Origin of the sequence: Burkholderia sp. MSMB1826, assembly GCF_001526325.1 — a bacterium.
Lineage (GTDB): Bacteria > Pseudomonadota > Gammaproteobacteria > Burkholderiales > Burkholderiaceae > Burkholderia.
The window spans coordinates 24,366-50,487 of record NZ_LOYN01000003.1 but is presented as its reverse complement, the minus strand read 5'-3'; the positions used below and the strand labels follow the sequence as shown (position 1 = coordinate 50,487).

25 protein-coding genes are annotated in these 26,122 nt (G+C 70.8%); 17 read left to right on the top strand and 8 right to left on the bottom strand.

The genetic code is table 11. The features are described from left to right. The first annotated feature begins 22 nt into the window (after positions 1–22). The 12 genes from WS95_RS00225 (at position 23) to ligD (ending at position 10,582) form a co-directional block, all read left to right on the top strand. A complete protein-coding gene (locus WS95_RS00225; protein ID WP_034203633.1) occupies positions 23–325 on the top strand; it encodes a hypothetical protein in 303 nt (100 codons plus the stop codon). A 199-nt stretch (positions 326–524) separates the two neighbouring features. Continuing rightward, the gene (locus WS95_RS00220) at positions 525–752 is read left to right on the top strand and encodes a hypothetical protein (RefSeq protein ID WP_059780011.1); all 228 of its coding nucleotides are present in this window, start codon (positions 525–527) and stop codon (positions 750–752) included. Continuing rightward, positions 749–1,060 carry a hypothetical protein gene (locus tag WS95_RS00215; RefSeq protein ID WP_059502851.1) on the top strand — a complete coding sequence of 104 codons (312 nt, stop codon included), beginning with the start codon at positions 749–751 and terminating at the stop codon, positions 1,058–1,060. The genes WS95_RS00220 and WS95_RS00215 overlap by 4 nt, the downstream gene beginning before the upstream one ends. Positions 1,061–1,110: 50 nt before the next feature. After that, positions 1,111–1,425 carry a hypothetical protein gene (locus tag WS95_RS00210; protein ID WP_034209252.1) on the top strand — a complete coding sequence of 105 codons (315 nt, stop codon included), beginning with the start codon at positions 1,111–1,113 and terminating at the stop codon, positions 1,423–1,425. Between the two features lie 66 nt (positions 1,426–1,491). Next, complete coding sequence (locus WS95_RS00205; protein ID WP_059821645.1) at positions 1,492–2,001, top strand: DUF892 family protein; 510 nt, start codon at positions 1,492–1,494, stop codon at positions 1,999–2,001. Between the two features lie 196 nt (positions 2,002–2,197). Further along, positions 2,198–3,631: an RNA polymerase factor sigma-54 gene (gene rpoN / locus WS95_RS00200; protein WP_034209250.1), complete on the top strand. Its 1,434-nt coding sequence runs from the start codon at positions 2,198–2,200 to the stop codon at positions 3,629–3,631. A gap of 71 nt (positions 3,632–3,702) precedes the next feature. Next, positions 3,703–3,891 (top strand): DUF3008 family protein, encoded by a 189-nt coding sequence (locus WS95_RS00195; protein WP_034209249.1) that lies wholly within the window; start codon positions 3,703–3,705, stop codon positions 3,889–3,891. A 46-nt stretch (positions 3,892–3,937) separates the two neighbouring features. Beyond that, positions 3,938–4,099 carry a DUF1328 family protein gene (locus tag WS95_RS32470; RefSeq protein WP_006498332.1) on the top strand — a complete coding sequence of 54 codons (162 nt, stop codon included), beginning with the start codon at positions 3,938–3,940 and terminating at the stop codon, positions 4,097–4,099. Beyond that, a complete protein-coding gene (locus tag WS95_RS00190; RefSeq protein ID WP_059821643.1) occupies positions 4,096–4,482 on the top strand; it encodes a DUF3022 domain-containing protein in 387 nt (128 codons plus the stop codon). The genes WS95_RS32470 and WS95_RS00190 overlap by 4 nt, the downstream gene beginning before the upstream one ends. 144 nt (positions 4,483–4,626) lie before the next feature. Next, positions 4,627–6,732 (top strand): catalase HPII, encoded by a 2,106-nt coding sequence (katE, locus tag WS95_RS00185; protein ID WP_059779972.1) that lies wholly within the window; start codon positions 4,627–4,629, stop codon positions 6,730–6,732. A 73-nt stretch (positions 6,733–6,805) separates the two neighbouring features. Then, positions 6,806–7,828, top strand: a complete 1,023-nt coding sequence (gene ku, locus WS95_RS00180) for a non-homologous end joining protein Ku (RefSeq protein ID WP_034209246.1) — start codon at positions 6,806–6,808, stop codon at positions 7,826–7,828. 45 nt (positions 7,829–7,873) lie between these two features. Next, positions 7,874–10,582, top strand: coding sequence for a DNA ligase D (ligD, locus tag WS95_RS00175; RefSeq protein ID WP_059821641.1), 2,709 nt, complete (start codon positions 7,874–7,876; stop codon positions 10,580–10,582). 7 nt (positions 10,583–10,589) lie between these two features. Here the strand turns inward: ligD and WS95_RS00170 are convergent, their stop codons facing one another. Then, positions 10,590–11,909, bottom strand: coding sequence for a cation:proton antiporter (locus WS95_RS00170; RefSeq protein ID WP_059821639.1), 1,320 nt, complete (start codon positions 11,907–11,909; stop codon positions 10,590–10,592). A 42-nt stretch (positions 11,910–11,951) separates the two neighbouring features. Next, the gene (locus WS95_RS00165) at positions 11,952–12,308 is read right to left on the bottom strand and encodes a DUF3175 domain-containing protein (protein WP_034209243.1); all 357 of its coding nucleotides are present in this window, start codon (positions 12,306–12,308) and stop codon (positions 11,952–11,954) included. Positions 12,309–12,467: 159 nt separating this feature from the next. Here WS95_RS00165 and WS95_RS00160 point away from each other — a divergent pair, with 159 nt between their 5' ends. The 5 genes from WS95_RS00160 (at position 12,468) to WS95_RS00135 (ending at position 14,987) form a co-directional block, all read left to right on the top strand. Continuing rightward, positions 12,468–12,920 carry a hypothetical protein gene (locus WS95_RS00160; RefSeq protein WP_059821638.1) on the top strand — a complete coding sequence of 151 codons (453 nt, stop codon included), beginning with the start codon at positions 12,468–12,470 and terminating at the stop codon, positions 12,918–12,920. Positions 12,921–13,005: 85 nt separating this feature from the next. Then, entirely contained in the window at positions 13,006–13,371 is a 366-nt protein-coding gene (locus WS95_RS00155) for a DUF3022 domain-containing protein (protein WP_034209241.1), read from the top strand. A 241-nt stretch (positions 13,372–13,612) separates the two neighbouring features. Beyond that, positions 13,613–14,161 (top strand): type 1 glutamine amidotransferase domain-containing protein, encoded by a 549-nt coding sequence (locus tag WS95_RS00150; RefSeq protein ID WP_059821636.1) that lies wholly within the window; start codon positions 13,613–13,615, stop codon positions 14,159–14,161. Positions 14,162–14,165: 4 nt separating this feature from the next. Further along, complete coding sequence (locus tag WS95_RS00145) at positions 14,166–14,495, top strand: DUF1488 domain-containing protein (protein WP_059821634.1); 330 nt, start codon at positions 14,166–14,168, stop codon at positions 14,493–14,495. Positions 14,496–14,750: 255 nt separating this feature from the next. After that, positions 14,751–14,987, top strand: coding sequence for a hypothetical protein (locus tag WS95_RS00135; RefSeq protein WP_059821631.1), 237 nt, complete (start codon positions 14,751–14,753; stop codon positions 14,985–14,987). Positions 14,988–15,009: 22 nt separating this feature from the next. Here WS95_RS00135 and WS95_RS00130 read toward each other — a convergent pair whose 3' ends face one another. The 6 genes from WS95_RS00130 to glgX all read right to left on the bottom strand — a co-directional run bounded on the left by WS95_RS00130 (position 15,010) and on the right by glgX (position 26,094). Beyond that, the gene (locus WS95_RS00130) at positions 15,010–16,260 is read right to left on the bottom strand and encodes a phosphatidylserine decarboxylase family protein (protein WP_059821763.1); all 1,251 of its coding nucleotides are present in this window, start codon (positions 16,258–16,260) and stop codon (positions 15,010–15,012) included. Positions 16,261–16,650: 390 nt separating this feature from the next. Continuing rightward, positions 16,651–16,941, bottom strand: a complete 291-nt coding sequence (locus WS95_RS00120; protein ID WP_257139506.1) for a hypothetical protein — start codon at positions 16,939–16,941, stop codon at positions 16,651–16,653. Positions 16,942–17,088: 147 nt separating this feature from the next. Then, positions 17,089–19,881, bottom strand: coding sequence for a malto-oligosyltrehalose synthase (treY, locus tag WS95_RS00115; protein WP_059821625.1), 2,793 nt, complete (start codon positions 19,879–19,881; stop codon positions 17,089–17,091). Continuing rightward, positions 19,878–22,103: a 4-alpha-glucanotransferase gene (malQ, locus tag WS95_RS00110; protein ID WP_059821623.1), complete on the bottom strand. Its 2,226-nt coding sequence runs from the start codon at positions 22,101–22,103 to the stop codon at positions 19,878–19,880. The genes treY and malQ overlap by 4 nt, the downstream gene beginning before the upstream one ends. Then, a complete protein-coding gene (gene treZ / locus WS95_RS00105) occupies positions 22,100–23,971 on the bottom strand; it encodes a malto-oligosyltrehalose trehalohydrolase (protein WP_059821622.1) in 1,872 nt (623 codons plus the stop codon). Before treZ ends, malQ begins: the two co-directional genes overlap by 4 nt. Positions 23,972–23,979: 8 nt before the next feature. Beyond that, on the bottom strand, positions 23,980–26,094 hold the full coding sequence (glgX, locus tag WS95_RS00100; RefSeq protein WP_059821620.1) for a glycogen debranching protein GlgX: 2,115 nt from the start codon (positions 26,092–26,094) through the stop codon (positions 23,980–23,982). Positions 26,095–26,122 lie beyond the last annotated feature (28 nt).

Sequence of the window (26,122 nt, the reverse complement as noted above, 5' to 3'; positions counted from 1 at the left end):
ATATCGAGCGGGAGGTACGACGATGATTCCGAAACGACGACCAGGGGTGCGCTACGAAGTGAACGTATGCGGCGGCGGATTCGATTCCGTGAAGAGCCATTTCGACACGTGGAAGCACGAACCGCTGATCTACCGGCCCGAGCGCCGGATGTTCGAGGGCAAGGCCGACGTGCGGCCGCTCGGCGACGAGACGTTCGGGGCGACCGAGCCGGCGCGCTTCGCGCTGCAGCGCGCGTGCGAGCCGTCGGATCCGTACGCGCTCGCGGCGCGCGTGCGCGACGACGGCCGCGAGCTGTGGCTGGTCATGGCCGCATACGACGCGTAGCGGCGTGCTTGCAAGTTTTGCAGCGAACGGTGTAGCGAAGGCATGGCGCGTCGCGTCGAGCCGCGCCGCGGCGCGTCGACGCCCGCGCAGGGGCGACGGAGCGGACGGCACGCGGTTTGCGAAGCTTCGGTTTGCGAATCGTCGATACGCGGCCGTCGCGCCGGTATCGATCCGAACCCCGCCACGACAGGAAATGCCGATGACACCCGAACTCGCACGGTGGCTGCAACGGCCCGAGCCACCGATCCCCGACATCGAGCCGGACCCCGAGCCGCCCGATCCCGACGACGTGCCGCCGGACATGCCCGAACCGTACCGGGAACCGGAGGGCGACCCGCCCGGGCATGCGCCGCCGGAACGCGATCCACCGTCCCCGGAACCGCCGGTGCGCGCGATGCCGCTCGTACGCAGGGAGGGCCTGCAATGAGCATTCGCGTGAAACCCGGCCTGCTGCGCGACATCGCGGAGACGCTCGGCCGCCATTTCGAGGCGCGCGAGATGCCGTTCCACGTCGAGGAGCAGCCGGCCGGTGCATTGCACGTCGGCTTTCACGTCGACGGCCATCCGGCGTCGCTGACCGTCACGTTCGACCCCGACGCCTTCGCCGCGCTCGAACGGGCCGATGTCGAACGGCAGCGCGGCGCGCTCACGCGCGTCGCGGCCGAATTCGACGCGATGATGGCGCGCCGCGGGCCGACCGCGTACGCGGGCGATTTCCATTTCAACCGGCTCTGAGCGGCGCCGCCGCGGCGTTGCTCCGGGCCGTCGACTCCCGGGAGGATTCGATGAACACGATCCAGACGATACGGGTGGGCGCCTGCGCGTTCGCCGCCGCGTGCGCGCTGGGCGCATGCACGCAACCGACCAGCGGCCCGTACGGCGCGCATGCGGCGCCGCCCGCGCCGCCCGACGGCCGCGGCGGGCAGTCGACCACGACGATGCCGGACGCGAATACGCGCTACGACACGCGTCCGTCGCCGGGCAACACGATGCCGCAGGGCGCGACCGTCGGCGAACCGGCCGACGTGCCGCCGCCCGGCCCGAACGGCACGCAGGGCGATCCGCCGCTGCCGGGCACGCCGCCGCCGATGCAGTACTGACCTGACGCGTCGTGACGCGACGCCGCGTCACGGCATGCCGCATCGCGATGCGGCCGGAGGAATGCGATGGCGAATCAGCACGAGCACCTGGAGGACTGGCTGCGCGATGCATACGCGATGGAGCGCCAGGCCGAGACGATGATCGACGCGCAGATGAAGCGGGTCGGTCACTATCCGCAATTGCAGGATCGGCTTCGGCTGCATCTCGACGAGACGCTCGGCCAGCAGGCGCTCGTCGAAGCGTGCCTGATGCGGCTCGGCACGTCGCCGTCGGCGACCAAGGATCTGTCCGCGCGCGTCGCCGCCTACGGGCAGATCGCGAGCGACATGCTGGCCGACGACGAAGTCGTGAAGACGGTGTTGGCCGGCTATGCGTTCGAGCAACTCGAAATCGCCGCGTACACGGCGCTCGTCGCGGCGGCGCAGGCGGCCGGCGAGGAAGAGATCCGCGCGTGTTGCGAGCGGATCCTGCAGCAGGAGCGCGACATGGCCGCATGGTTGCTGCGTCATCTGCCCGAGTTGACGACCGCGTTTCTCGATCGTTCGGCGGTCGACCGCATCGATGCGAAGCGGTGACGACGCGCGTTTTTTCCCCGAGCGAAATGCGTGCCCCAAACTTCCCCCCGCTTGTAAAAAAGCTTTCTCGGCATGGGGCGAGACGGGGTTCGAACCCGCGAGAGCCGCGACGTACCGCGCTTCGCGCGATTGGCACGGAAGCTGCATGACGTCCGGTAGAAGACATACCGCGAACCGAACCGTCAGGAGGCTTTCGATGCCCGTCTCGCTTGCGCTGCAGATGCGACAGCATCTGGCACTTACGCCGAGGCTTCAGCAGTCGCTGCGGCTGCTGCAGTTGTCCTCGCTCGAATTTCAACAGGAATTGCGTCAGGCGCTCGACATGAATCCGTTTCTCGAAGACGGTCTGGGCGACGAGGAAACGGTTGCCGGGACGCCCGAGCAGCCGACCGAAGCGACCGCGCCCGACGCGGCGCCCGAGCCCGACGAAATCCGTCCGCCGGATGGCGAGGTGCCGTTTACCGCCGCGCCCGCGCCGCGCGGCACGAGCCGCCAGGGCGAGGACGGCGACGGCCTGTCGCCCGGCGAATGGATGGCCGCCGAGCCGTCGCTGCATCAGCAGCTGCACGATGCGCTCCGGCTCTATCCGCTCAACAAGCGCGATCGCGAAGCCGCGCGCCTCGTGATCGATGCGCTGGACGACGACGGCTACCTGCGTCAGGCGCTACCCGAACTCCTGGTCGCCGCCGATCCGGCGTGGCTGCTGTCGGAGCAGGATCTCGCGGTCGCGCTGCGGCTCGTGCAGATGCTCGACCGGCCGGGGATCGCCGCCCGTTCGTTGTCCGAATGCCTGGTGTTGCAGCTCGATGCGATTCCGGCCGGCACGCCGGCGCTCGCGGAAGCGAAAGCGATCGCGCGCGAGCATCTGGAGCGGCTCGCGCGCCGCGAGACGGCCGAGATCCAGCGGCGCCTCGGCTGCAACGCGCAGACGCTGCACGCGGCCTGCGCGCTGGTGCGCGGGCTCGACCCGCGCCCCGGCAATCACTACGGCAGCACGCGCGGCGATTACGTGGTGCCCGACGTGATCGTGCGCCAGGTGCGCGACGAATGGATCGTCACGATCAATCCGGCCGTGCTGCCGCGTGCGCGCCTGCACGAGCGCTACGCGACGCTGTTCGCGCAGTCCAGCGGCGAGCGCGATTCGCCGCTCGGCCAGCAGCTGCAGGAAGCGCGCTGGCTGATCCGCAACGTGCAGAAGCGCTTCGACACGATTCAGCGCGTGGGCGAATGCATCGTCGCGCGGCAGCGCGATTTCTTCCGCTACGGCGAGATCGCGATGAAGCCGCTCGTGTTGCGCGACATCGCGGAAGAACTCGACCTGCACGAATCGACCGTCTCGCGCGCCACCGGCAACAAGTACATGGCCACGCCGCACGGGACGTTCGAGTTCAAGCATTTCTTCCCGCGCAAGCTCGAGGCGGCGGGCAAGGGCGTGTGTTCGGCATCGGCCGCGAAGGTGCTGATCCGCGACATGATCGCGGCCGAGCGGCAGACCGATCCGCTGTCCGACGTCGCGCTCGCCGAGAACCTCGCGGGCCGCGGCATTCTTCTTGCGCGTCGCACGGTGACGAAGTATCGCCAGGCGATGAAGATTCCGCCGGCCGACCTGCGGCGTCGCGACGCCGCGTGACGGCCCGATTGTTCCAACCCGCGCGTGCCGCGCGTCGCGTCGGCTCGCGCGCCAACGAGAGGAGCGCAACCATGCCAGCCAAATCCCAGGCCCAGCAGCGTGCCGCGGGGGCCGCGCTGTCGGCCAAGCGCGGCGACGCGAAAATGAAGGATCTCAAGCCTCCGGCGAAATCGATGGCCAAGTCGATGAGCGAGAAAGAGCTCGAGAAAATGGCGTCCACGCCCACGCACGGCAAACCGAAACACAAGCACGATGCGTGACCGGCGCCGACGTTTAGTGACGACTGCTGTCATCCAGGAGGGTTCCATGCTTCGATACGCCATCATTTTCTTCGTCATCGCGATCATCGCGGCCGTGTTCGGCTTCGGCGGCATCGCCGCCGGCGCGGCCGAGATCGCGAAGATCCTGTTCTACATCTTCGTCGTGATCTTCCTGGTCACGCTGCTCCTGGGCGTCGTGCGACGATGAGCGTGACGCCCGACCGGTCGCAGCGCGTGAGGGAACTCGAGCACGCGTTCGCGATCGGCTTTCCGTCGCAGTCGACCGTCGTCGTGCATGCGGACGACGCATCGGGACGACTGACGATTCACGTGTCGTGGGTGCGCGTGCCGTCCGCCGAGGACGCGCGCGAATGGCGCTGCGCGGTCGACATGCGGTTCGATGCGGACGTGGTCGAACGCTATGCGTCGCTCGAAGCGGCCGACCGGCTGCGCGTGCGCACGCAGCTGTGCGACCGCGCGCGGCGCGCGGTGGACGAGCACAAGCCGCGCATCGAGGATGCCGCGATCGAATGCAACGTGGCGCTCGACGTGACGCGCGCCGAATTCGACGCGGCCCTGCGCGCGCCCTGACGCCACGGCCGGCCCGCGGTCGTTCGCGGCCATTCGAGACCGTTTCGCGGCATCGAGGCCGGCTTTCCCTGCCGTCCGCACGCGCGCGCCGCGGCGCGTCGTCGTGCGGCGGTTCCCTAGCGAATCCCACGAGGACTCCTGACGATGACGAATCCCCCCTCCGCCGGCCAGACCCCGCCGACGCAACCGCCCGACAGCGCGAAGTCGCGCCAGCTCGAAGAGAACCGCGCGCGGCCCGACGGCGAAGCGTTGCGCACCAACCAGGGCGTGCGGATCGCCGACAACCAGAACACGCTGCGAGGCGGCGCGCGCGGCCCGTCGCTGCTCGAAGACTTCATCATGCGCGAGAAGATCACGCATTTCGATCACGAGCGCATTCCGGAGCGGGTGGTGCATGCGCGCGGTTCGGCCGCCCACGGCGTGTTCCGCGTGTACGAGCCGATGGCCGACTACACGAAGGCTGCGTTTCTGCAGGACCCGGCCGTCGAAACGCCGGTATACGTGCGCTTCTCGACCGTGCAGGGGCCGCGCGGGTCGTCCGACACCGTGCGCGACGTGCGCGGCTTCGCGGTGAAGTTCTATACCGAGGAAGGCAACTACGACCTCGTCGGCAACAACATGCCGGTGTTCTTCATCCAGGACGCGATCAAGTTCCCCGACTTCGTGCACGCGGTGAAGCCGGAAGCGCCGAACGAGATGCCGACCGGCGCGTCCGCGCACGACACGTTCTGGGATTTCGTGTCGTTGGTGCCGGAAACCACGCACATGGTGCTGTGGCTGATGTCGGACCGCGCGTTGCCGGCGAGCTATCGCGCGATGGACGGTTTCGGCGTGCACACGTTCCGTTTCGTGAACGCGGCCGGCGTCGAACGTTTCGTGAAATTCCACTGGCGGCCCGTGAGCGGCGCGTATTCGCTGCTGTGGGACGAGGCGCAGCGCATCGCCGGCCACGACCCGGATTTCAACCGGCGCGACCTGTGGACGGCGATCGAGCGCGGCGACTATCCGGAGTTCGAGCTCGGCGTGCAGATGATCGATCCGGCCGATGCCGACACATTCGACTTCGACCTGCTGGACCCGACCAAGCTCGTACCGGAAGAAATCGTGCCGGTGCGGCCGATCGGCCGGATGACGCTGAACCGCAACCCCGACAACTTCTTCGCGGAGACCGAGCAGGTCGCGTTTCACCCGGGTCACGTGGTGCCGGGCATCGATTTCACGAACGACCCGCTGTTGCAGGGGCGGCTGTTCTCGTACACCGATACGCAACTGAGCCGGCTCGGCGGCCCGAATTTCCACGAGATTCCGATCAACCGGCCGGTGTGTCCGTTCGCGAACAACCAGCGCGACGCGATGCACCGGCAGACGATCAACGTCGGGCAGGCGTCGTACGAGCCGAACTCGACGAGCGGCGGCTGGCCGCGCGAGACGCCGCCGGCGCCGTCCGGCGGCGGTTTCGAGACCGTGCCGGAGCCGCTCGAAGGTCACAAGGTGCGCGTGCGCAGCGAATCGTTCGCCGACCATTTCTCGCAAGCCGCGCTGTTCTACCAGAGCATGACCGAGATCGAGCAGCGGCATATCCGCGACGCGTACTGCTTCGAACTCGGCAAGGTGACGCAGCCGAAGATTCGCGAACGGGTGGTCAACGAGATCATCGCGCGCTTCGACGCGGGGCTCGCCGCGCAGGTCGCCGAACGGCTCGGGCTGCCCGCGCCGCAGGCGGCGGCCACGCCGGCCGTCGCGCAGCGCTCGCCCGCGCTGAGCCTGATCGGCCGCGCGAAGCCCGGCATCCGCTCGCGCAAGATCGCGCTGATCGCGACGCCCGGCGTGAATCAGGTGCTGGTCGAGCAGGTGCGCGACGCGCTGCAGGCCGCGCACGCGGTGCCGACGATCGTCGCGCCGACGCTCGCGCCGATCGGCGGCATCGTGCCGGAGGCGACGCTGGCCGGCATGCCGTCGGTGATGTTCGATGCGGTGTTCGTCTGCGGCGGCGACGGCGACGGGCGCGACCTCGCGCACAGCGCCGAAGCCCGCCACTTCGTGCGCGAGGCGTTCAAGCACCTGAAGCCGATCGCGGCCGTCGGGTCGGGGCGGCAACTGCTCAGCGCCGCCCACCTGCCGGATCCCGCCGAAGGCGTGTGCGTCGGGCAGGCGGTCGATCTCGACAAGGTGCTGAACGCGTTGTCGGATCACCTCGGCCAGCATCGCGTGTGGGCGCGCGAACAGCAGGCGGCGGAACTGCCGGCATAGGGCCGGCGGCGGCTTGCGCCGTACGGCGCGCCCGCTCTCGGGCGGGCGCGCATCCGGCAAGGAGGAACCACGCATGGCACCGCGGATGATATGGAAAGGCGCGATCAGCTTCGGGCTCGTGCACGTGCCCGTGCAGCTGTTCCCGGCGACGCGCACCGTGAAGCCGTCGTTCCGGATGCTCGACAAGCGCTCGATGGACCCGATCGGCTATCGGCAGATCAACAAGCGCACCGGCAAGGAGGTCGCGCGCGAGGACATCGTGCGCGGCTACGAATACGAGAAGGAGCGCTACGTCGTGCTCAGCGACGACGAGATCCGCGCGGCGAACCCGGAATCGACGCAGACCGTCGACATCCTGACCTTCGTCGACGAGGACGCCGTGTCGTTTCTCTATCTCGACACGCCGTACTACCTGGTGCCCGACCGCAAGGGCGAGAAGGTCTACGCGCTGCTGCGCGACGCGCTGAAGGACAGCGGCAAGATCGGCATCGCGCTCGTGGTGATGCGCGACCGCCAGCATCTGGGCGCGCTGATCCCGGTCGGGCCGATGCTCGCGCTCGATACGCTGCGCTGGCAGGAGGAACTGCGGCCGCTCGACGAATTGTCGGTGCCGGCCGACGACGCGAAGGGCGCGGGCGTCACCGCGCGCGAACTCGGCATGGCGAAGAAGCTGATCGACGACATGTCCGGCAAATGGACGCCCGACGAATATCACGACACGTTCCGCGACGACATCCTCGAACTCGTCGAGCGCAAGGTGCGCGCGGGCAAGATCGAGGAGATCGAGGACCGGCCCGCGCAGACCGGCCGCGCGGCGAGCAACGTGGTCGATCTCACCGAGCTTCTGAAGCGCAGCCTGAAGGGCGGCGCGGGCGCGCGCGCGGCGGATCTGCGTGACGAGCGCGATGAAGCGGAGCGTGACGCGTCGTCGTCGCGGGGCGGCGCGCGCCGCAAGCCGGCGGCGAAAACCACGGCGAAATCCGCATCGAAAGGCGCGGCGACGAAAACCGCGGCGAAGCGAACCGCCGCGAAACGCGGCGCGGCGAGCGACCCTGCGGCGAAGAAGACCGCCGTGCGCCGCAAGCACGCGGCGTGATGCCGATGTCGCCGATTCCGATTCCGACTCCGACGAGGTGACGCGATGGCCGGCAAGCTCGATCCGTATCGCCGCAAGCGCCATTTCGGCGCGACGCCCGAGCCCGAAGGGGCGCACGGAAAGCGTCGCGCGCAAGCGCGGACGAAAGCGGACACGAAGCCTGCCGCGCGCACACGTCATCCGCTGCGCTTCGTGATCCAGGAGCACCATGCGCGACGGCTCCACTACGACTTCCGGCTCGAGCTCGACGGCACGCTGAAGTCGTGGGCCGTGCCGAAGGGGCCGAGCTTCGATCCGCGGGTGAAGCGGCTCGCCGTGCACGTCGAGGACCATCCGCTCGAATACGCGTCGTTCGAAGGCGAGATCCCGGCCGGGCATTACGGCGCGGGGTCGGTCGTCGTCTGGGACGAAGGTACGTGGACGCCCGATGGCGGCATCGCGCACGCGCGCGAAGGCTACCGGGCCGGCAAGCTGACGTTCCGGCTGGACGGCCGCAAGCTGCACGGCGGCTGGGCGCTCGTGCGCAGCGGCCGGCAGGAAGGGCGCCAGGAGCAGTGGCTGCTGATCAAGGAGCGCGACGACGAAGCACGCGGCGCGGATGAATTCGACGTCGTCGGCGAGCGGCCGGGAAGCGTGCACGACGGTGCGTCCAACGGCGCGGCGCGGCCCCGCGGATCGACCGGCGCGGCCCGCAACGCGCGACGCGACAGCCGGCGCCCTGCCGAACCGTCGCAAGTCGAAGGTGCGGTGCGTGCGCCGCTGCCCGAGCGCGTCGCGCCGCAACTCGCGACGCTCGTCGACGCACCGCCGACCCAGGCCGGTTGGGGTTACGAACTGAAGTTCGACGGCTATCGGATCCTGGCGCGTATCGCAGGGAAGGGCGCGCGCCGGCGCGTCACGTTGATGACGCGCGAAGGCAGGGACTGGACCGCGAAGCTGCGCGCGCAGCGCGACGCGCTCGCGGCGCTCGACGTCGACGACGCATGGCTCGACGGCGAGGCCGTCGTGCTCGGCGAAAACGGCCTGCCCGATTTCCAGGCGTTGCAGAACGCGTTCGGCACCGGACGGGCCGACGCGATCGTTTTCTTCGTGTTCGATTTGCCTTATCTCGACGGATACGACCTGCGCGACGCGCCGCTTACGGCCCGTCGCGCGCTGCTCGAACCGCTGCTCGCGAACAGCGATCCGGCGCGCGTGCGTTTTTCGCCCGATCTTGGCGAGGACGTCGCGTCGCTGATCGCGAGCGCCTGCGACACCGGCCTCGAAGGGCTGATCGGCAAGCGCGCGGACTCGCGCTATCGCGCCGGCCGTTCGCCCGCGTGGATCAAGCTCAAATGCCGGCGCCGGCAGGAGTTCGTGATCGGCGGCTTCACGGAGCCGTCGGGCAGCCGGCACGGCTTCGGCGCGCTGCTGCTCGGCGTGCACGAACCGGCGCCGGCCGGCAAACGGCCGCGCGGGGCCGGGCCGCTGCGCTACGTCGGCCGCGTCGGCACCGGCTTCGACGCACGGATGCTCGATCGTCTCGCCGCGATCCTGCGCCGGCACGAACGCGACACGATGCCGTTCGATGCGCCGCCGCGCGAACGCACGCGCACGCGCGTGCACTGGGTCGAGCCTGTCCTCGTCGCCGAATGCGAATTCGCCGAATGGACCGGCGACGGCATCGTGCGGCAGGCCGCGTTCATCGCGTTGCGCGAGGACAAGCCGGCGGAACAGATCGTCCGCGAGAGGCCGAAACACATGGAAACGGAGGGGGCGATGGATCAGCGTTCGACCACGCAGGACAAGCCGCGGCGGCCGTCGCGCAACGATCGTCACGCGAGCGCGGGCAATGCGCGCGGCGCGCGGGCCGATGCCGACGCCGACACGCTCGGCCGCGTACGCATCACGCATCCCGAGCGCGTGCTCGACCCGCAAAGCGGCACGCGCAAGATCGACCTCGCGCGGTACTGGCAATGGGTCGCGCCGTGGCTGCTGCCCGACCTGAAAGGCCGCCCCGTCTCGCTCGTCCGCGCACCGGGCGACATCGCCGGAGAACTGTTCTTCCAGAAGCACGCGGAGCGCCGCGAGATCCCGTTCGTCACGCAGCACGAAGGGCTCGACCCGGGCCACGGGCCGCTGCTGTCGATCGACGGCGTCGATGCGCTGCTCGGCGCGGCGCAGATGGGCACGGTCGAACTGCACACGTGGAACGCGCACGCGTCGAACATCGAGCGGCCCGACCGCATCGTGTTCGATCTCGATCCCGACCCGGCGTTGCCGTGGCGCACGATGATCGACGCCGCGCAACTCGTGCGCGGGCTGCTCGACGAACTCGGGCTCGTGTCGTTCTGCAAGACCAGCGGCGGCAAGGGGCTGCACGTCGTCGTGCCGCTCACGCGGCATGCGGGCTGGGACGACGTGAAGGACTTTTCGCGCGCGGTCGCGCAGCACGTCGCCGGCACGCTGCCCGACCGTTTCACCGCGACGATGGGGCCGCGCCACCGGCGCGGCAAGATTTTCATCGACTACCTGCGCAACGGGCGCGGCGCGAGCACGATCGCCGCGTATTCGGTGCGCGCGCGCCCCGGCATGGGCGTGTCGGTGCCGCTCGACTGGGACGAGGTGCCCGACACGACGGGCGGCGCGCAATGGACGATCGACACGCTGCACGAACGTCTGGACACGTTGAAGCGCGATCCGTGGGACGGTTACGCGAAGGCGCGCCAGCGCATCACCGCCGCGATGCGGGCACGGCTCGGCGCCGACGCATGACCGGCCGTCAGCGCCGGTGCTGCAGCCGGTAATACCAGTTCATCAGCGGCGTCGCGGAAATCCCGTGCGCGACCACCGACGCGGACACGACCGCCAGGACCGGCGCCGCGAGCGGGCGCACGACGTCGGACGGTCCATGCTCGAGCGCGAACAGCAGGTAGTAGAACGAACCGATTCCGCGGATGCCGAACCACGCCATCAGCCGCCGCTGCGCATGGGTCGCACGCGAGCCGGCAAGCGTGATCAGCACCGCGAGCGGGCGCACCGCGACGAACAGCACGGCGGCCAGCGCGCCCGCGCCCCACGTGATCAGCGGGCCGGGCAGCGTCGCGAGCACGCTGCCGATCATCGTCATCACGATCGCTTCGGCGATCCGTTCGAGCTCGATCGTGAAGCCGAGCACCGATTCGGCCATGAACGCATGCGCTTTCTCCGGATGCTTTTCGGTGGCGACGACGTCTTCCGAATCGATCTGGCCGATCACTTCGCGCGGCGGGCGGTCGCCGCTCGCGCGATGCTCGACGCGCCGCATCGCGACGCCGGCGGCGAACGTCGCGATGAAGCCGAACGTATGCGCGAGCTGCGCGGCGCCGAACGACAGCACGATCAGCGCCAGCGCGAAGAAGCCTTCGAGGCCGAGCGCCTGCGCGTGGCGCGTGCGCAGCCAGCCGATCGTCTTCGTCGTGACCCAGCCGAGCCCGCCGCCGATCGCGGCCGCGCCCGCGATGCCCCACAGCGCGACGAGCGCGAACGTGCCCGACAGCGGCGGGATGCCGTGCGTCGCGCCGGGTGCGCCGCACAGCGCGAGCCCTGCGAGCGCGAACGGCAGCGCGATGCCGTCGTTCATCCCGCCTTCGCCGGACAACGCGAAGCGCACCAGGTCGCGATCGCCCGGATCGTGCACCTGCACGTCGTGCGCGAGCACCGGATCGGTCGGCGCGAGGATCGCCGCGAGCAGCAGCGCCGGGCCCCAGCCGAGGCCCAGCGCGAGCACCGCGCACGCCGCGAGCAGCGGCACGGTGACGATCATCGCGAACAGCCCGAGCCGGCACGGCACGAGCCACAGCTTGTCGGACAGCGGCACGCGCAACCGCAGCCCGATCGCGAACAGCGACACGAGCAGCGCGACTTCGACGATCTCGCGCAGCAGGCGGCCGTCGCGTTCGAGGTCGAGGTGCAAGAGGCCGGCGCCGGCCGGGCCGAGCCCGATGCCGAGCACCAGGTAAATCATGGCCGAGCTGCATGGAAGGTGGCGCAGCGTGGACGTCACCACGCCCATGCCCAACAGCACCGCGCCGATGATCAGGTACCAGAGGGTTTCGTGCATGCGGGCGATCGCGGCAATTCGGATTGGATTGCGCGCCGATCGTCAGGGCTTGCGGCCGAACGCCTCGCGCAATTTTTTCTTGGCGCGTTCGAGCGTCGTGCGGCGCGTTTTGGGCAGGTTGCGACCCGCGCGGTTGACGTAGAAGTTCAGCATCGACATCGCCGACTGGAACGGCGATGCCTTGCGGCGGCGGCTGTGTTCGGCCGAGCGCTTCAGCGACGCGGCGATCGCGGCGGGATCGTCGGATTTGAAGATGTCGGGCTCGAGATCGAGCGCATCGCTTTTTTGCATGACTTCGCCGGACCAGCGCTTGCGGTGGGCCGGATCGGCGCTTCGCGCGCGGCCCGGGCGGCGCGTGTGGCGCTTGCCGTGCGAGTGGGAAGCAGAAGCGGAAGGCATAAGGCAGGGCTCCGTATGGGATTGCGGGACAGGCGGACGGAAGGGGGCGACGCAAACCGCGTGCCGCGTCGCGCAGGTCGTCCGCGCTCCGGCATGGCCCTTGCTGAAAGATCGGAGCAGGAATCTCCATCACGCGATCATCCATAGGGAGAAAACGCCATGAAGTCAGCATTCGAATCGAAGTTCGTCGCGCGGCACGTGCTGGCCTGCGCGGCCGTCGCGATCGTCGCGGCCGCGCCGGCCGCGTGGGCGCAGAACTCGCAGCGCTCGGACGAGGGCACCGGCGCGCCGAATCCGTCGATGGACACGTCGACGCCGAGCGCCAACGGCAATACGGTCGCGCCGCCGCCGCCCGCGGGCACGCAACGGCACGGCGCGAAGCACGGGATGCGCTCGCACGGCGCGTCGGCCCGTCACACGAAGCCGGGCGGCGGCCCGAACGGCGCGGGCGAGGGCGGCAGCGGCGCCACGGGCGGCGGTGTCGGCGGCGGCTCGGGTGGGGCCGGCGGTGCGGGCGGCTCCGGCGGGACGGGTGCCGGCGGTATGGGTACCGGCGGCGGCGGTTCGGCGGGCTCGACGGGCTCGGGCGGCGGCGGGTCCAGCGGTTATTGACGGTGTCGTGCCGGCGCGGCCGGCACGGCGCGATGGCGGCGCGGTTTCCCCGGACGGGCGCGCCGCCACCACGCAGGAGGACATCATGCAATCGAATTCCCGGATTTCCCTGGAGCACGACGGGCTCGACGACGATGCAGTCGACACGGACGATCTCGACACGACGGTCCACGTGGACGTCGAGACGGGCAGGGTCATGTTCCATGCGGCGTGGGCGAATGCCGTCGAGGCGCCGCCGGAGGCGGCCCGACATTCGGTCGTGCTCGCGCTCGAATGCTCGACGATGGAACGCTACGCGGACCTCGACGACGGCGCGCGCATGCGCGTGCACGCGATGCTGCACGATGCCGTGCAGCAGACGCTCGATCAATTGCCCGATACCGACGAGAACCTGACGCTGACGATCGAGTTGACCGACGCCATGCTCGACGCCGCACGCCATCTGCAGTAATCGCCGGCTCGACGCACGGCGTCGCGTTACATCGGGTTGAAATCTTTGCAGCGGGGCGGTGTCGTCACAGGGCGAGCGGCCTCGGCAGAGCGTGTCCCAATCCGATTGCGGGTCGTTCCCCGACCGATGTCGGGACGGGTGCGGGCGCGCAACGGCCGGGCGGCCGGAACGGCGATTGCTGCATCACGGCACGGCACGACGTGTGCCGCCCTATCCCTATCCCCCATTCACGGAGGCATTCATGAGCGGCAGGCTGGATCATTGCAAGGTAGCGATTCTCGCGGTCGACGGCTTCGAGGAGGCCGAGCTCGTCGAACCGCAGCGCGCGCTCGCGGCCGAAGGCGCGCAGGTGGACGTGATCTCGCAGAAGCGCGGCGAGATCCAGGGTTTCCGGCACGTCGACAAGGGCGAGCGCGTGAAGGTCGACCGCACGTTCGACGATGCGCGCGAAGGCGACTACGACGCGGTCGTGCTGCCGGGCGGCGTCGTGAACGGCGACGCGATCCGGACGCTGCCGGCCGCGCGCGAATTCGTGACGGCGGCCGTCGGCGCCGGCAAGCCGGTCGCGGCGATCTGCCACGGCGGTTGGCTGCTCGTGTCGGCCGGGCTCGTGGAGGGCAAGACGATGACGAGCTGGCCGAGCCTGCAGGACGATATCCGCCACGCGGGCGGCAAGTGGGTGGACGAGGAGGTCGTGCGCGACGGCAACCTGATCACGAGCCGCAAGCCGGCCGACCTGCCCGCGTTCAACGGCGCGCTCGTCGAGCGCCTCGCGTCGCGGGGGGCATGAGCCGATGCCGGCCGATTCCGCCCGCCCCGTGACGCTCGCCGACGAACCGCCCGCGTTCGACGGTGCGGCGCTGCAGTTGCGCTTCGTCGTCGACGTCGCCGGCGTGCCGCAGACCTGCGCGATCACCGTCGAGGCGCTGGAAGATCATTTCGGCGCGCAGTCCGCGCTGGAAGCCGACCTGCGCGACGCGTTCGAGCGCGGCCGCGCGCGTATCGAAGCCGCGTGCGCGGACGTGCTGGCGAGCGGCGACCACGACGTGGTGCTGCATAGCGGATATTTCCGTGCGCCGGCCAAGCGCGGGCGGGCCGGGTTGTTTCGCCACGGGCGGTCGTGACGGGATCGCGTTTGCCGCCGCGTTGCTTCCGCCGCCTTCACTCGCCCGCCCTTACATGCCGTTGAAAACTTTGCAGCGGCTCGAACGCGCAGTCCGGTGCCACATCGCGCGGCGCGCGCACCGCACGGACGCCGGTCGCGCGACGCCGGTTGGCACGATCCCTGCGTGCTCGTAACGTCGCCGGCGCGCGCTTCGCGCCGGCTGCCGATGCGACGCCGGTGTCGCGTCGTGCGTCGCCGCCAACGGGGAACGAGCATGCTGACCGCCCATGAATTTGCCGCGCTGTTCCTGGTGCACCGCGCGCCGGAACAGATCCAGATCGACCGCGACGACGTCGTCGCGCTCGTCGAACAAGCGCTGATCGTGCTGCAGCGCGACGACGCGTCGGGCACGCGCCGGCCCGCGTTGACGGCCGACGGACTGTCGGTGCTGCGGTGCGTGCAGCGTCACGACGCCGACGAATCCCGAGCGCTCGACGTCGGCGACGCGTGACGCGCCGGGCCGCGCGCGGCGCTCACCGCGCGATCGCGACGGACGCATTGACCTGCACGACCGGCGGCTGGCCTTCGAACGGCGGCGCGTGCAGGAAGCGGTCGATCACGCCGGCCTCGAACAGCAGGCAGTAGGTCGAGCCGCCGAACTGGAAATAGCCGATCTCGTCGCCCTTGTCGACGCGCTGGCCTGGCACCACCTCGATCACGCACGACGACACGTCGCCCATCCCGACGAACACGGCCGCCACGGTGCCGATGCCCGGATCGTCGCTCGCGATCGCGACCACCGCGCGCGCGGCGACCGCCGTCATGTAACCCTGCGAGTCGTTGAGTCCGGCCGGATCCGGGCCTTCCGCTTCGGCGACCGAGTAATACGTGCCGTCTACCCGATACGCGTGCGTGACGACGCCGCGCACCGGCGCATGCCAGCGATGGTAGTTGTACGCACTGAGATAGGCCTGGTAGACGTCGCCGCCGACGAAGCGCTCGGCGAGCGACTGCCAGGCGGGCGTGAACAGGTCGCGCAGCGAATACGGCTGCGCCTTGATCCAGAACGTGTCGCGCAGCTTGACGTTGGTTTCGGTGTGATAGGGCGCGGCTTCGCACGCGCTGACGATCACGTGCGGATCGTCGGGCGCCGCAACGGGCCGCGCGCCGTCGCGAAAGCGGCGCGTGAAGAAATCGTTCCACGAATCGAAGCCCCAGTGCGGCTGGTCTTCGCGATACTGGAACTGCGACAGTCCCAGACGCTTGCGCGCGGCGTCGCAGAACCAGCCGTCGGGTGCCGACGTGTCGAGATGCGCGCGCGAATGCGGGCCGCCGAGGAAGTCGCACCAGACGTTCAGCACGCGTTTCAACTGCGCATTGACGGCTGCGTCGCGAAACACCGCGTGGCCCGACGGCATGCACATCGGCCAGTCGAAGAACGCGTTCAACGGGCACACGATCAGGCTTTCCTCGCTGAACGGCGGCGTGTAGGTCATCAGATGGTCGAGCACGGTCATCAGCTCGCCGATCGACGCGTAGCCGAGCCGGTATCCCGCTTCCCGCGCTTCGTCGATCGCGCGGCTCAGGCTCATGCGCAGCACGGCGTCGTCGTCGAACAGCCGCGCGAGTGCCTGCACGGCCGGCGTGCGCAGCCGGTCGCCGGCATGCGCGCGCGCTTCGCTCGCGATTTTTTCGCGGAACGCGGCCATGTGCGATTCCTCGGTGGCCATCCATCCGCCGAGGCGGCGGCGTGTGGCGGGCGGCGTGTTGCGATTCGTCGGCATCGTCACCTCCGGAACGGTTGCGGTCGAATCGGGATAGCAAGACGCTTGCCCGGCGGGCGGCACCGAAATTGCGGCGTTCGGGCGACCGATTCTTCGATGACTCAATTCAGGGAGAAAAAAAATGGCTACGGATTCGAACGCACGACGGACCCACGACGCAGCGACGGACGAGCGCCGCCGCAACGGACAGCGGACCGTGACGCCGACGCGCACGCGAGCACGCACGCAGGCGGCGGGGTCGCGCGACGGCGCGCGGCGAGCTGAGCGCGGTCACGACGGCGGGAACGGCCCGGTGACGCCGAGCCGTGGAGAAGACGAGGGGAGGAAGCCGCTGTGGGAGGACGACCGCGGCGAGATGCCGCCGGAAGAGTGGTCGTGAGGGGGCGGCCGTTACTGGCCCGAAGGCCGTTCGGGCCGGTAACGATCGGCAATCGCGACGTTGACCGACTCACCGTCGCGAAATGCCGCGGCGACTGCATCGACGATAGTGGGCCAGATACCGGGTTGTTGCAGAACGGGCATTTCCTTCGCCAGGACGTTGCTGAGTTGTCCATGGTTTTGCTCGATCGAGCGCAGGACCCGATCGGCTTGGTGATCCGGCATTTCGACGAGCACGCAGAAGCGCCTGTCGGTCGGCTCGACTTCTGCGCAAAATCGATTAGAAACGTCCGGTTTGTACACCAATCGATTACGGATGCACAAAAACGATTATCTGCGGCCTGTTTTGCATAAATTTGATTACCTCCAATCTGTGGCCGTGGAAATCGATATCCGACCGCTCGACTGGGACCTCCGTTTGATCGGTGACGACGATCCGACAGGATCGAGCTACCGGGCGCGTGCGTTGCGGAGACGATCCTGATTGGCCGATGCCGCGACGAGCACCGCCACCGGCAACTCGCCCAAACAGCGATCGAGCGCCAGCACGCCATCCGGCACGTCGATCGCATCCCGCGCATTCAGCCAGTCGGTCCACGGCCCTTCCACCCCGCGCGGCAGCACGACTGCCGTATCGCCCCATTCGCGAGGCGCCACACGCGGCAACCCCGGCGCTTCGCCCAGCAACCGGCACGCGAGCCGCGTCGCGACCACCACCACGGTGGCCGCGTCGTCGCACCGCGCGAACGCAACCGCATGCCGCCCGAGGGGGCCGCGCACGCGCAGCGGAACGTACGCGCCGTCCGCGAACGTCGCCGGCCACCGCGCCCGCAGCGCCAGCATCCGCTCGATCAGCGCGCGCTTCACGCGCGCATCGGCCCACGTCGGCAGATACGACGCGACCGGGCTGTCGACCGGCTGCGCCGCCAGCGTCGCGAACGGCACGTCGCGCCGGTTGTCCGGATCGACGAGCGAGTGATCCCATGACTCGGTGCCTTGATACAGATCGGGCACGCCCGGCGACGCGATCCGCAGCGCGGTTTGCGTCAGGCTGTTGACGATGCCGGCCGGCGCGATCCGCGCGACGAACGCGTGCAGCCGATGCGGAAAATCGCCGGCGCCGCGCGGCGTCAGGATCGCGCGAACGAACGCTTCGCAGCCGTGCTCGTAATCGGGCTCGGGCGCGAGCCAGTCGGTGTATTGCTTCGCTTCGCGCAGCGCCTTCGTCTGCCATTGCACGACGCGCGTCGCGAGCGCGGCGAGCCCGGCCGCATCGTCGGGTGCGAGCGCCGGCGGCCAGCAGCCGACCAGCGTCTGGTACAGCATCGCCTCGGCGGCCGGCCCGGGCGTCCACGCGAGGTCGCGATGCGCGCCGCCGCGATGCGGCAGGTTCAGCGCCGACCAGTCGAGCGACACCGCGCGCCACGCATCGGGCGCTTCGCTCAGCACCGCGAGCCGCGCACGCGCGTCCTCGCCGCGCTTGTGGTCGTGCGTGGCCGTCGCGACGAGCCCGTGCGGCACGGTGCGCGCGCGGCGCCGGTTGCGCGCATGGAAGGCGCCGCGCGACAGGCTGAAGTCGCCGGCGTCGGCGCCGACCTCGTTGCGCGACAGCAGCCGGCCATAGCGATAGTTGGCCGTATCCTCCACGCCCTTCGCGGCCAGCGGCGCGGTGAGCTGCGCGAACGCGACACGCGCCGCGGCCAGCGCGTCGGGGTTCGCACGCGGCACGCGCACGACCGGCAGGCCGAGCCACGCGGCGACGCGCTCGAGCGCGAACCGGTCGGCCGGATCGACCGCCGCGTACGCACCGTCGTACGCATGCGCGAGCACGCGCCGGTCGGCCTCGGCGAGTTCGTCGCCCGGCGCCGGATACATCCGGTACACGGGCAGCCGCACCGCGAGTTCGCCGAGCACGCGCTGGATCGCGATTCGACTGACGTCGCGCGTCGCCGGCGATGCGCGCGCGATCCCGTGCAGCAAACGCGCGACCCGCGCATGCTCGACGGCGAGCTGGCGCATCAGCACGCGCCGCTTGCCGTCGAGGGCTTGCTGCGCGAACGTGCGCGCGCAACCCGATACGGCCGCCCAGTGCGCGGCCAGCGGTTCGGCGCCCGCCGGGTCGTGCAGCAGCGCGCCGACGTCGTTCATGAAGTCGTAGCCGGTGGTGCCGTCGACGGCCCAGTCGGTGCGCAGCGTCTCGCCAGGCGCGAGGATCTTCTCGACGACGACGTAGGGCCGCGCGTCGCGCTGCGCGGCGAGCCGCGCGTGCAGCCGGCGGCAATACGCGCGGGGATCGGCGAGGCCGTCGACGTGATCGACGCGTACGCCGTCGACGAGCCCGGCCGCATGGAGGCGCAGCGGTAGCGCATGCACGGCGTCGAACACCGCATCGTCGTCGACCCGCACGGCCGCGAGCGTCGCGATGTCGAAGAAGCGCCGCCAGTTCAGCTCGTCGGCGGCCGTGCGCCACCACGCGAGCCGGTAGTGCTGACGTTCGAGCAGCCGGTGCAGGCACGCGCGCGAGCGCGCGCGGCGCGGGTCGGCGCCGCGCAAGATCGCGTCGAACGCGTGCGGGCCGTGCGCGCGCGCATGGTCGCGTAGCGCCGCATGGGCGGCGGCGAGCCGCGCGCTGTCGCGTGCCGGCGCGGCGTCGAAGCGCTCGGCGAGCGCGTTCAGGTCCGCGCGGTTCGCGATGCGCAGGATCTCCGCGTAGGTGGCGACGGCGACCGGCAGCCGCCGCCCCGGGCACGCGATGGTGAAGCGGCCCGCGGCCGGATCGACGCGCAGCGTGATGTCGCCGGCCGCGAGCGCGTCGCCGTACGGCGCGCCGAGGCACGGCAGCAGCACCTTGCCGTCGAGCGCCGGGTCGGGCGGATGCCAGTCGATGTCGAAGGTGCGCGCGTACGGGCTCGCCGGTCCCCATTCGAGCACGTCGTTCCACCAGCCGTTCGACGAGCCGCCGACGCCCATGTGGTTCGGCACGATGTCGACGATGACGCCGAGGCCGCGCGCGCGCAGCGCGTCGACGAGCCGCATGAAGCCGGCTTCGCCGCCGAGTTCCGCGCCGAGCGCGCCGTAGTCGACGGTGTCGTAGCCGTGCAGCGAGCCGGGTTCGGCCGTCGACACCGGCGACAGGTACAGGTGGCTGACGCCGAGCCGCGCGAAGTAGTCGACGTGCGCGGCCGCGTCGTCGAACGTGAAGCCCGCATGCAACTGCAGTCGCAGCGTCGCGCGCGGGATCATGGGCCGTGCCTCGGCGCGCGGCGCGCGTGCACGATCGCGGCGATGCGCGTGCGCACGTCGGCGTCGAACAGCGTGTCGATCGTGCGCGGCAGCCGCTGCCGCCAGTTCGGATGGCCGCACGGCGGCCCCGGTAGATTCGGCTGCGCGTCGAGCGCGAGCAGATCCTCGAGCGGCAGCAGCGCGAGCGGCGACGGGCCGCTCGCGACGTATCCGAGGATGGCGGTCACCGGCGGCATGTCGGCCGGCGGCATCGCGGCGCCCGCCGGCACGCACCCGGCCTCCTGCAGCGCGCGCCACAGCGCCGTGCGCTCGCCGGCGCGTTCCGCGTGCGCGGCGAGCAGCTCGGCAGGCGGCGCCGGCGGAGGCGTCGGGTTGCCGGGTTCGGGACGCGGCACGGTGTCGTGTCCGAACGCCATGCCTTGCACGATCTCGTCCGAATCGTGCGCGCTCGCATCGTCCGGCGCCGGGGCGGCGACGTCGCGCGGCGGCGTGGCGTCGCGTCGTTTCGCGGCGTCGGCCTCGGCTGCGATGCGCCGCCATCCGAGATCGACGCCGCGCCACCAGCCGGCCACGGTCGGCAAATCGTGCGTCGAGGTCGTCGCGATCGCCTCGCGATCCCACGCGGACGGTGGCCGGAACGCGCCATTCGCGTCGCGTTCGAACCACAGCACGCGCATGCCCGCGACACCTTGCGCGCCGAGCCGTTCGCGCAACCCGGCCGGCACGGTGCCGAGATCCTCGCCGATCGCGATCGCGCGATGGCGGGCCGCCTCGAGCGCGACGAGTCGCACCAGATCGTCGAGCGGATAGCGCAGGTACGCGCCGCTGCGCGGCGAGCCGCCGTCCGGCACGATCCACATCCGCGCGAAGCCGAGCACGTGATCGATGCGGATGCCGCCCGCGTGCGCGAACGCGGCGCGCAGCAGCTCGATGAACGGCACGAAGCCGTCCGCGCGCAGCGCCTCGGGCGACCACGTCGTCACGCCCCACGCCTGGCCGGCCGCGTTGAACAGGTCGGGTGGCGCGCCGAGCGACACGCCGCGCAGCAGCGTCGTGCCGTGCGCCCACGCGTCGCTCCCGGCGCGATCCGAGCCGACCGCGAGATCGGCGATCAGTCCGGTCGCCATGCCCGCGCCGCGCGCCGCGTGCTGCGCGTCGCCGAGCGCGCGCGACGCGCACCATTGCAGGAACGTGTGGAACGCGATCGTGTCGGCATGCGCGTGCGCGAACGCGTCGACTTCCGCCGATCCCGGCATGCGCCACGGCGCGGGCCACTGCCGCCAGTCCGCGCCGATGCCGTGCTCGATGCAGAACGCCTGCAGCGCATCGAAGCGCGCATGCGCGTCGAGCGCCGCGCCACCCGCCGCGCGAAAACGCTGGTAGGTGTCGCGCGACGGGTCATCGCTGGCGCGCCACGCGTCGAAGCACGCACGCAGGCGGCGCAGCTTCATCGGCAGCACGCGGGGCCAGTCGATCAGCGCGGTGTCGGCCGTGGCCGCGGATGCGCGAGACGCGGCCTCGGCGCCCGGCACCGCGTCGCAGTCGAGATACGCGACGTTGTGCCAGCGTCGCGACGATGGCGAATACGGGCTGTCGTGCGCGGGGAGCGCCGGATAGCCGGCGTGCGTCGGGCTGATCGCCACCGCCTGCGCGCCGTGGCGCGCCGCCTGCGCGGCCAGCCGCGCGAGCGCCGTGTAGTCGCCCGCGCCGTCGTCGCCGGCGCGGCGCAGGCTGTAGAGCTGCGCCGCGATACCCCAGCGTCTCGCGTCGGGCCTGCGTGCGAACCCGTCGAACGGCTGCGCACGCGGCGGGGCGATCGCCAGCCCGATGCGCTGCTCGCCGACGTCGAGCGCGTGATAGCCGGGCATCGCGAGCGGCGGCAGCGTGCCGTGTTCGCCTGCGTCGCCCACGCGCCCGTCCACGTGCCCGCCGGTTTCGAGCGAGATCCGGAAGCGCGCGCCCGGCGACGCGACGGTCGCGGGCAGCGTCAGCGGCAGGCCGGCGTCGCCGGTCACGACGCGCGGCGGCGACGCGTTCGCGTCGGCGAGCGCCGCCGCGCTGTCGACCCGCTGGATCGCGGTGCCGCACGGCCAGCCGAGCGCGTCGACGAGCGCGACGAGCGCGTCGTCGTCCACGCGCCGCGCGATGCCGCCCGCGTCGGTCCAGTCGGGCTCCAGCCCGGCCGCACGGGCGAGCGCCGCGATCGGGACGTCGGTCGTCATGATGGGCTCCGTCCGTTCGCGCGATGCTGCCGCGCATCCTGGTTGACCGCGCCGTCGCGCCACGCGATGCACGCGCGCGGCGGCAAGTGCCGGCCCGGCAGCCGGTCGCGTGCGCGCGGCGGCGTCTCGAACACGATCTTGCCGACCGGCAGCGCGGGCAGCGCCGCGTCGTGCGAGCCGAGATTCAGCGCGATCGTGAGCGTGCTGCCGTCGCCGAGGCGCCAGCGCGCGACGAGCGCCTGCGGGTCGTCGTCGCCCGCGAGCAGGTCGACGCCGAGCGACTGCGCACCGGGCAGGTGCGGTGTCACGAGCGCCGCGCGCACCGCCAGCGCACTGCGGTAGAACCGCCGCCACGCGGCCGCGTCGGGCCACGACTCGTCGGGCGGATGGTGCGACGACGAACGCACGAACGTGGCGATGTCGTTCGGGTCGGGAATCGCGTCGCGATGCGCGGCGTCCGCGAACGCGGGAAACGCGGCGAATTCGCGGCGCCGGCCGTCGCGCACCGCGTCGGCGAGCGCGCCGCGATAGTCGGTGAAGAACTGGAACGGCTGCGTGCTGCCGTCTTCCTCGCCCATGAACAGCAGCGGAATCGACGGCGCGAGCAGCATCAGCGCGGTCGCCGCGCGCACCGCGTCGTCGTTCGCGAGCGCGCGCAGCCGTTCGCCGAACGCACGATTGCCGATCTGGTCGTGGTTCTGCAGGAACGCGACGAACGCGGTCGGCGGCAAATGCGCGCTCGGCTCGCCGCGCGCGGCGCCGTCGTGCAGCGGCGACGGCTCGCCCTGGTACGCGAAGCCTTCGCCGAGCGTGCGCGCGAAATGGCGCAGCGGCGCGTCGGCGTACGCGCGGTAGTAGCCGTCGCGCTCGCCGGTCAGCAGCACGTGCGCGCTGTTGTGGAAGTCGTCGTTCCATTGCGCGTCGAAGCCGCCGCGGCCGAGCAGGCTCGCGGTATTGCGCTCGTTCTCCAGCACGAGATGCACGTGGCGCGCGTCGCCCGCGTACGCGCGCACGCGGCGCGCGAGTTCGCGCAGCCACGCGTCGTCGTCGATCGCGTGCGCGGCGTCGATGCGCAACCCGTCGAAACGGTATTCGTCGAGCCAGTACAGCGCGTTGTCGATGAAGAACGTGCTCGTCTGCGGGCGGGAGAAGTCGATCGCCGGCCCCCACGCGGTCTGCCGGTCCGCGCGGAAGAACTCGGGCGCGTAGCGCGGCAGCAGGTTGCCTTCGGGGCCGAAGTGGTTGTACACGACGTCGAGGAACACCTGCAGCCCGAGCCCGTGCGCGGTGTCGACCAGCGATTTCAGCTCTTCGGGCCGCCCGTACGACGCATCGGGCGCGAACGGCAGCACGCCGTCGTAGCCCCAGTTGCGCGCGCCGGGAAACGCATTGACGGGCATCAGCTCGATCGCGCTCACGCCGAGTTCGGCGATCGACGGCAGCCGCCGCTCGACGGCCGCGTAGCCGCCGCATGCGCCGACGTGCAGCTCGTACAGCACCGTCTCGTGCCACGGGCGGCCGCGCCAGCCGTCGTGACGCCAGCGGTACGCGGCCGGATCGACGACCTGGCTCGGGCCCAGCACGTCGTAAGGCTGGAAGCGCGATGCGGGGTCGGCCACCGCGAGCGCGTCGTCGAGCAGGTAGCGATACAGCGTGCCGGGGCCGCACGGCGCGATCGTCTCGAACCAGCCGTCGCCGGCCGGCGTCATCGGAATCGCGCGGCCGCCTTCGTCCTGCAGCTCGACGGCGGCCGTGCGGCTCGCGGGCGCCCACAGCCGGAAGCGCGTGCGCTCGGCATCGACGCAGGTCGCGCCGAACGACGATTCGAATGCATGCGTGCGGGTGGGGCGCGCGGAACGGGTGGTCATGGCGGTCCTCAGGAAGGGTGATCGGGCGGCACGGCCGCGACCGCGATCACGGCCGCGTGCGCGGCGACGTCGAGCCCGGCTTCCGGCCACGAACGCGGGCCGGCGTCGGGTGTGGCGGTATCGAGCAGGATGCGGTACTCGAGCACGGGCGCGGGCGGCATGAACGTGATGGTCGCGGCCGACGCGTTCAGCATCACGAGCAACGCCTCGGTGCGGCCGGTGCGGCCGGTGCCGACGCGCCGCATCGTCAGCGCGCGGCCTTCGCCGTCTTCCCAGGCGGGCACGGTGAGCGCATCGCCGCGTTCGTCGAACCAGCCGATCTCGCGCATGCCCGGCGCGCCGTCGCGGTCGCCCGACGGATAGCGCGGCGCCGACATCACCGGGTACATGCGCCGCAGCGCGGCGAGCCGCGACACGAAGCGCGTCATCTGCACGCCTTCTTCGCTCTGCGCCAGGTCCCAGTCGAGCCACGACAGTTCGTTATCCTGGCAATACGCGTTGTTGTTGCCCTGCTGCGTGCGGCAGAATTCGTCGCCGGCGACCAGCATCGGCGTGCCGAGTGCGGTAAACAGCGTCGCGAGCATCGAGCGGGCGACGCGTGCGCGCACGTCGCGGATCGCCGCGTCGTCGGTCGGCCCTTCGACGCCCCAGTTCGCGCTGCAGTTGTCGTCGCGACCGTCGCGGTTGTCCTCGCCGTTCGCGTCGTTGTGCTTGCCCGCATACGACACGAGGTCGGCCAGCGTGAAGCCGTCGTGCGCGGTGATGAAATTGACCGACGCCCACGTGCGGCGCCGCCCGTGGTTGAACAGGTCGGCCGAGCCCGACAGGCGCGCGGCCAGTTCCGGGCGCTGTCCGGCGTCGCCGCGCCAGAAACGCCGCACGGTGTCGCGAAACCGGTCGTTCCATTCGGCGAAACCGGGCGGATGGCGGCCGAGCTGATAGCCGCCGGGGCCGAGATCCCACGGCTCGGTGATCAGCTTGCGCTGCGCGAGCACCGGGTCCTGCCGCAATGCGTCGAAAAACCCCGCGCCCGGCTCGAAGCCGTGATCCTCGCGGCCGAGCGTCACGCCGAGATCGAAGCGGAAGCCGTCGATGTTGAATGCGGTCGCCCAGTAGCGCAGCGAGTCCATCACCATCTGCACGACGCGCGGATGCGACAGGTTCAGCGTGTTGCCGCAGCCGGTTTCGTCGACGTGGTAACGCGGATCGTCGGGCCGCAGCCGGTAGTAGCTCGCGTTGTCGAGGCCGCGCCACGACAGCGTCGGGCCGAGCTGATTGCCTTCGCACGTGTGGTTGTAGACGACGTCGAGCACCACTTCGATGCCGGCCGCATGCAGCTGGCGGATCGCGATGCGCATTTCGTCGAGCCGCCGGGTCGTGAGATACGTGGGTTCCGGCGCGAAGAACGCGGCCGTGTCGTAGCCCCAGTAGTTGCGCATCCCGCGATGCACGAGCGCGCGCTGCTGCAGGAACGCATGGACCGGCAGCAGCTCGACCGTCGTCACGCCGATCGACAGCAGATGATCGACGAACGCCGGATGCGCGAGCGACGCGAACGTGCCGCGCTCCGGCGGGCGCAGCCCCGCGCGGCGCATCGACGCGCCGCGCACGTGGGTCTCGTAGATCACGGTGCTGCGCCACGGCACGTTCGGGCGGCGGTCGGTGCTCCAGTCGAACGCTTCGTCGACGACCACGGCCTTCGGCATCGCGGGCGCCGAATCGCGGCGGTCGATCGACAGGTCCGCCCGGTTCGAATGCACGCGATAGCCGAACAACGCGTCCGACCAGCGGAACTGGCCGACCAGCTTGCGCGCGTACGGATCGAGCAGCAGCTTGGTCGGATTGAAGCGGTGGCCGTGTTGCGGCTGGTACGGGCCGTCCGCGCGAAAGCCGTACACGGTGCCCGGATGCGCGTTGGGCAGGTAGCCGTGCCACACCTCGTCGGTGCATTCGGGCAGGTCGAGGCGCGCGAGCTCCTTGCGGCCGGTCGGATCGAATACGCACAGCTGGATGCGCTGCGCATGCGCGGAAAATACCGCGAAGTTGGTCCCGAGGCCGTCCCACGTGGCGCCGAGCGGGTAGCAGCGGCCGGGTTCGAGACGGGCGGGCAGGGCGGTCGGCATGGGGCGGATCTCCGTGTCGAGGGCGCGG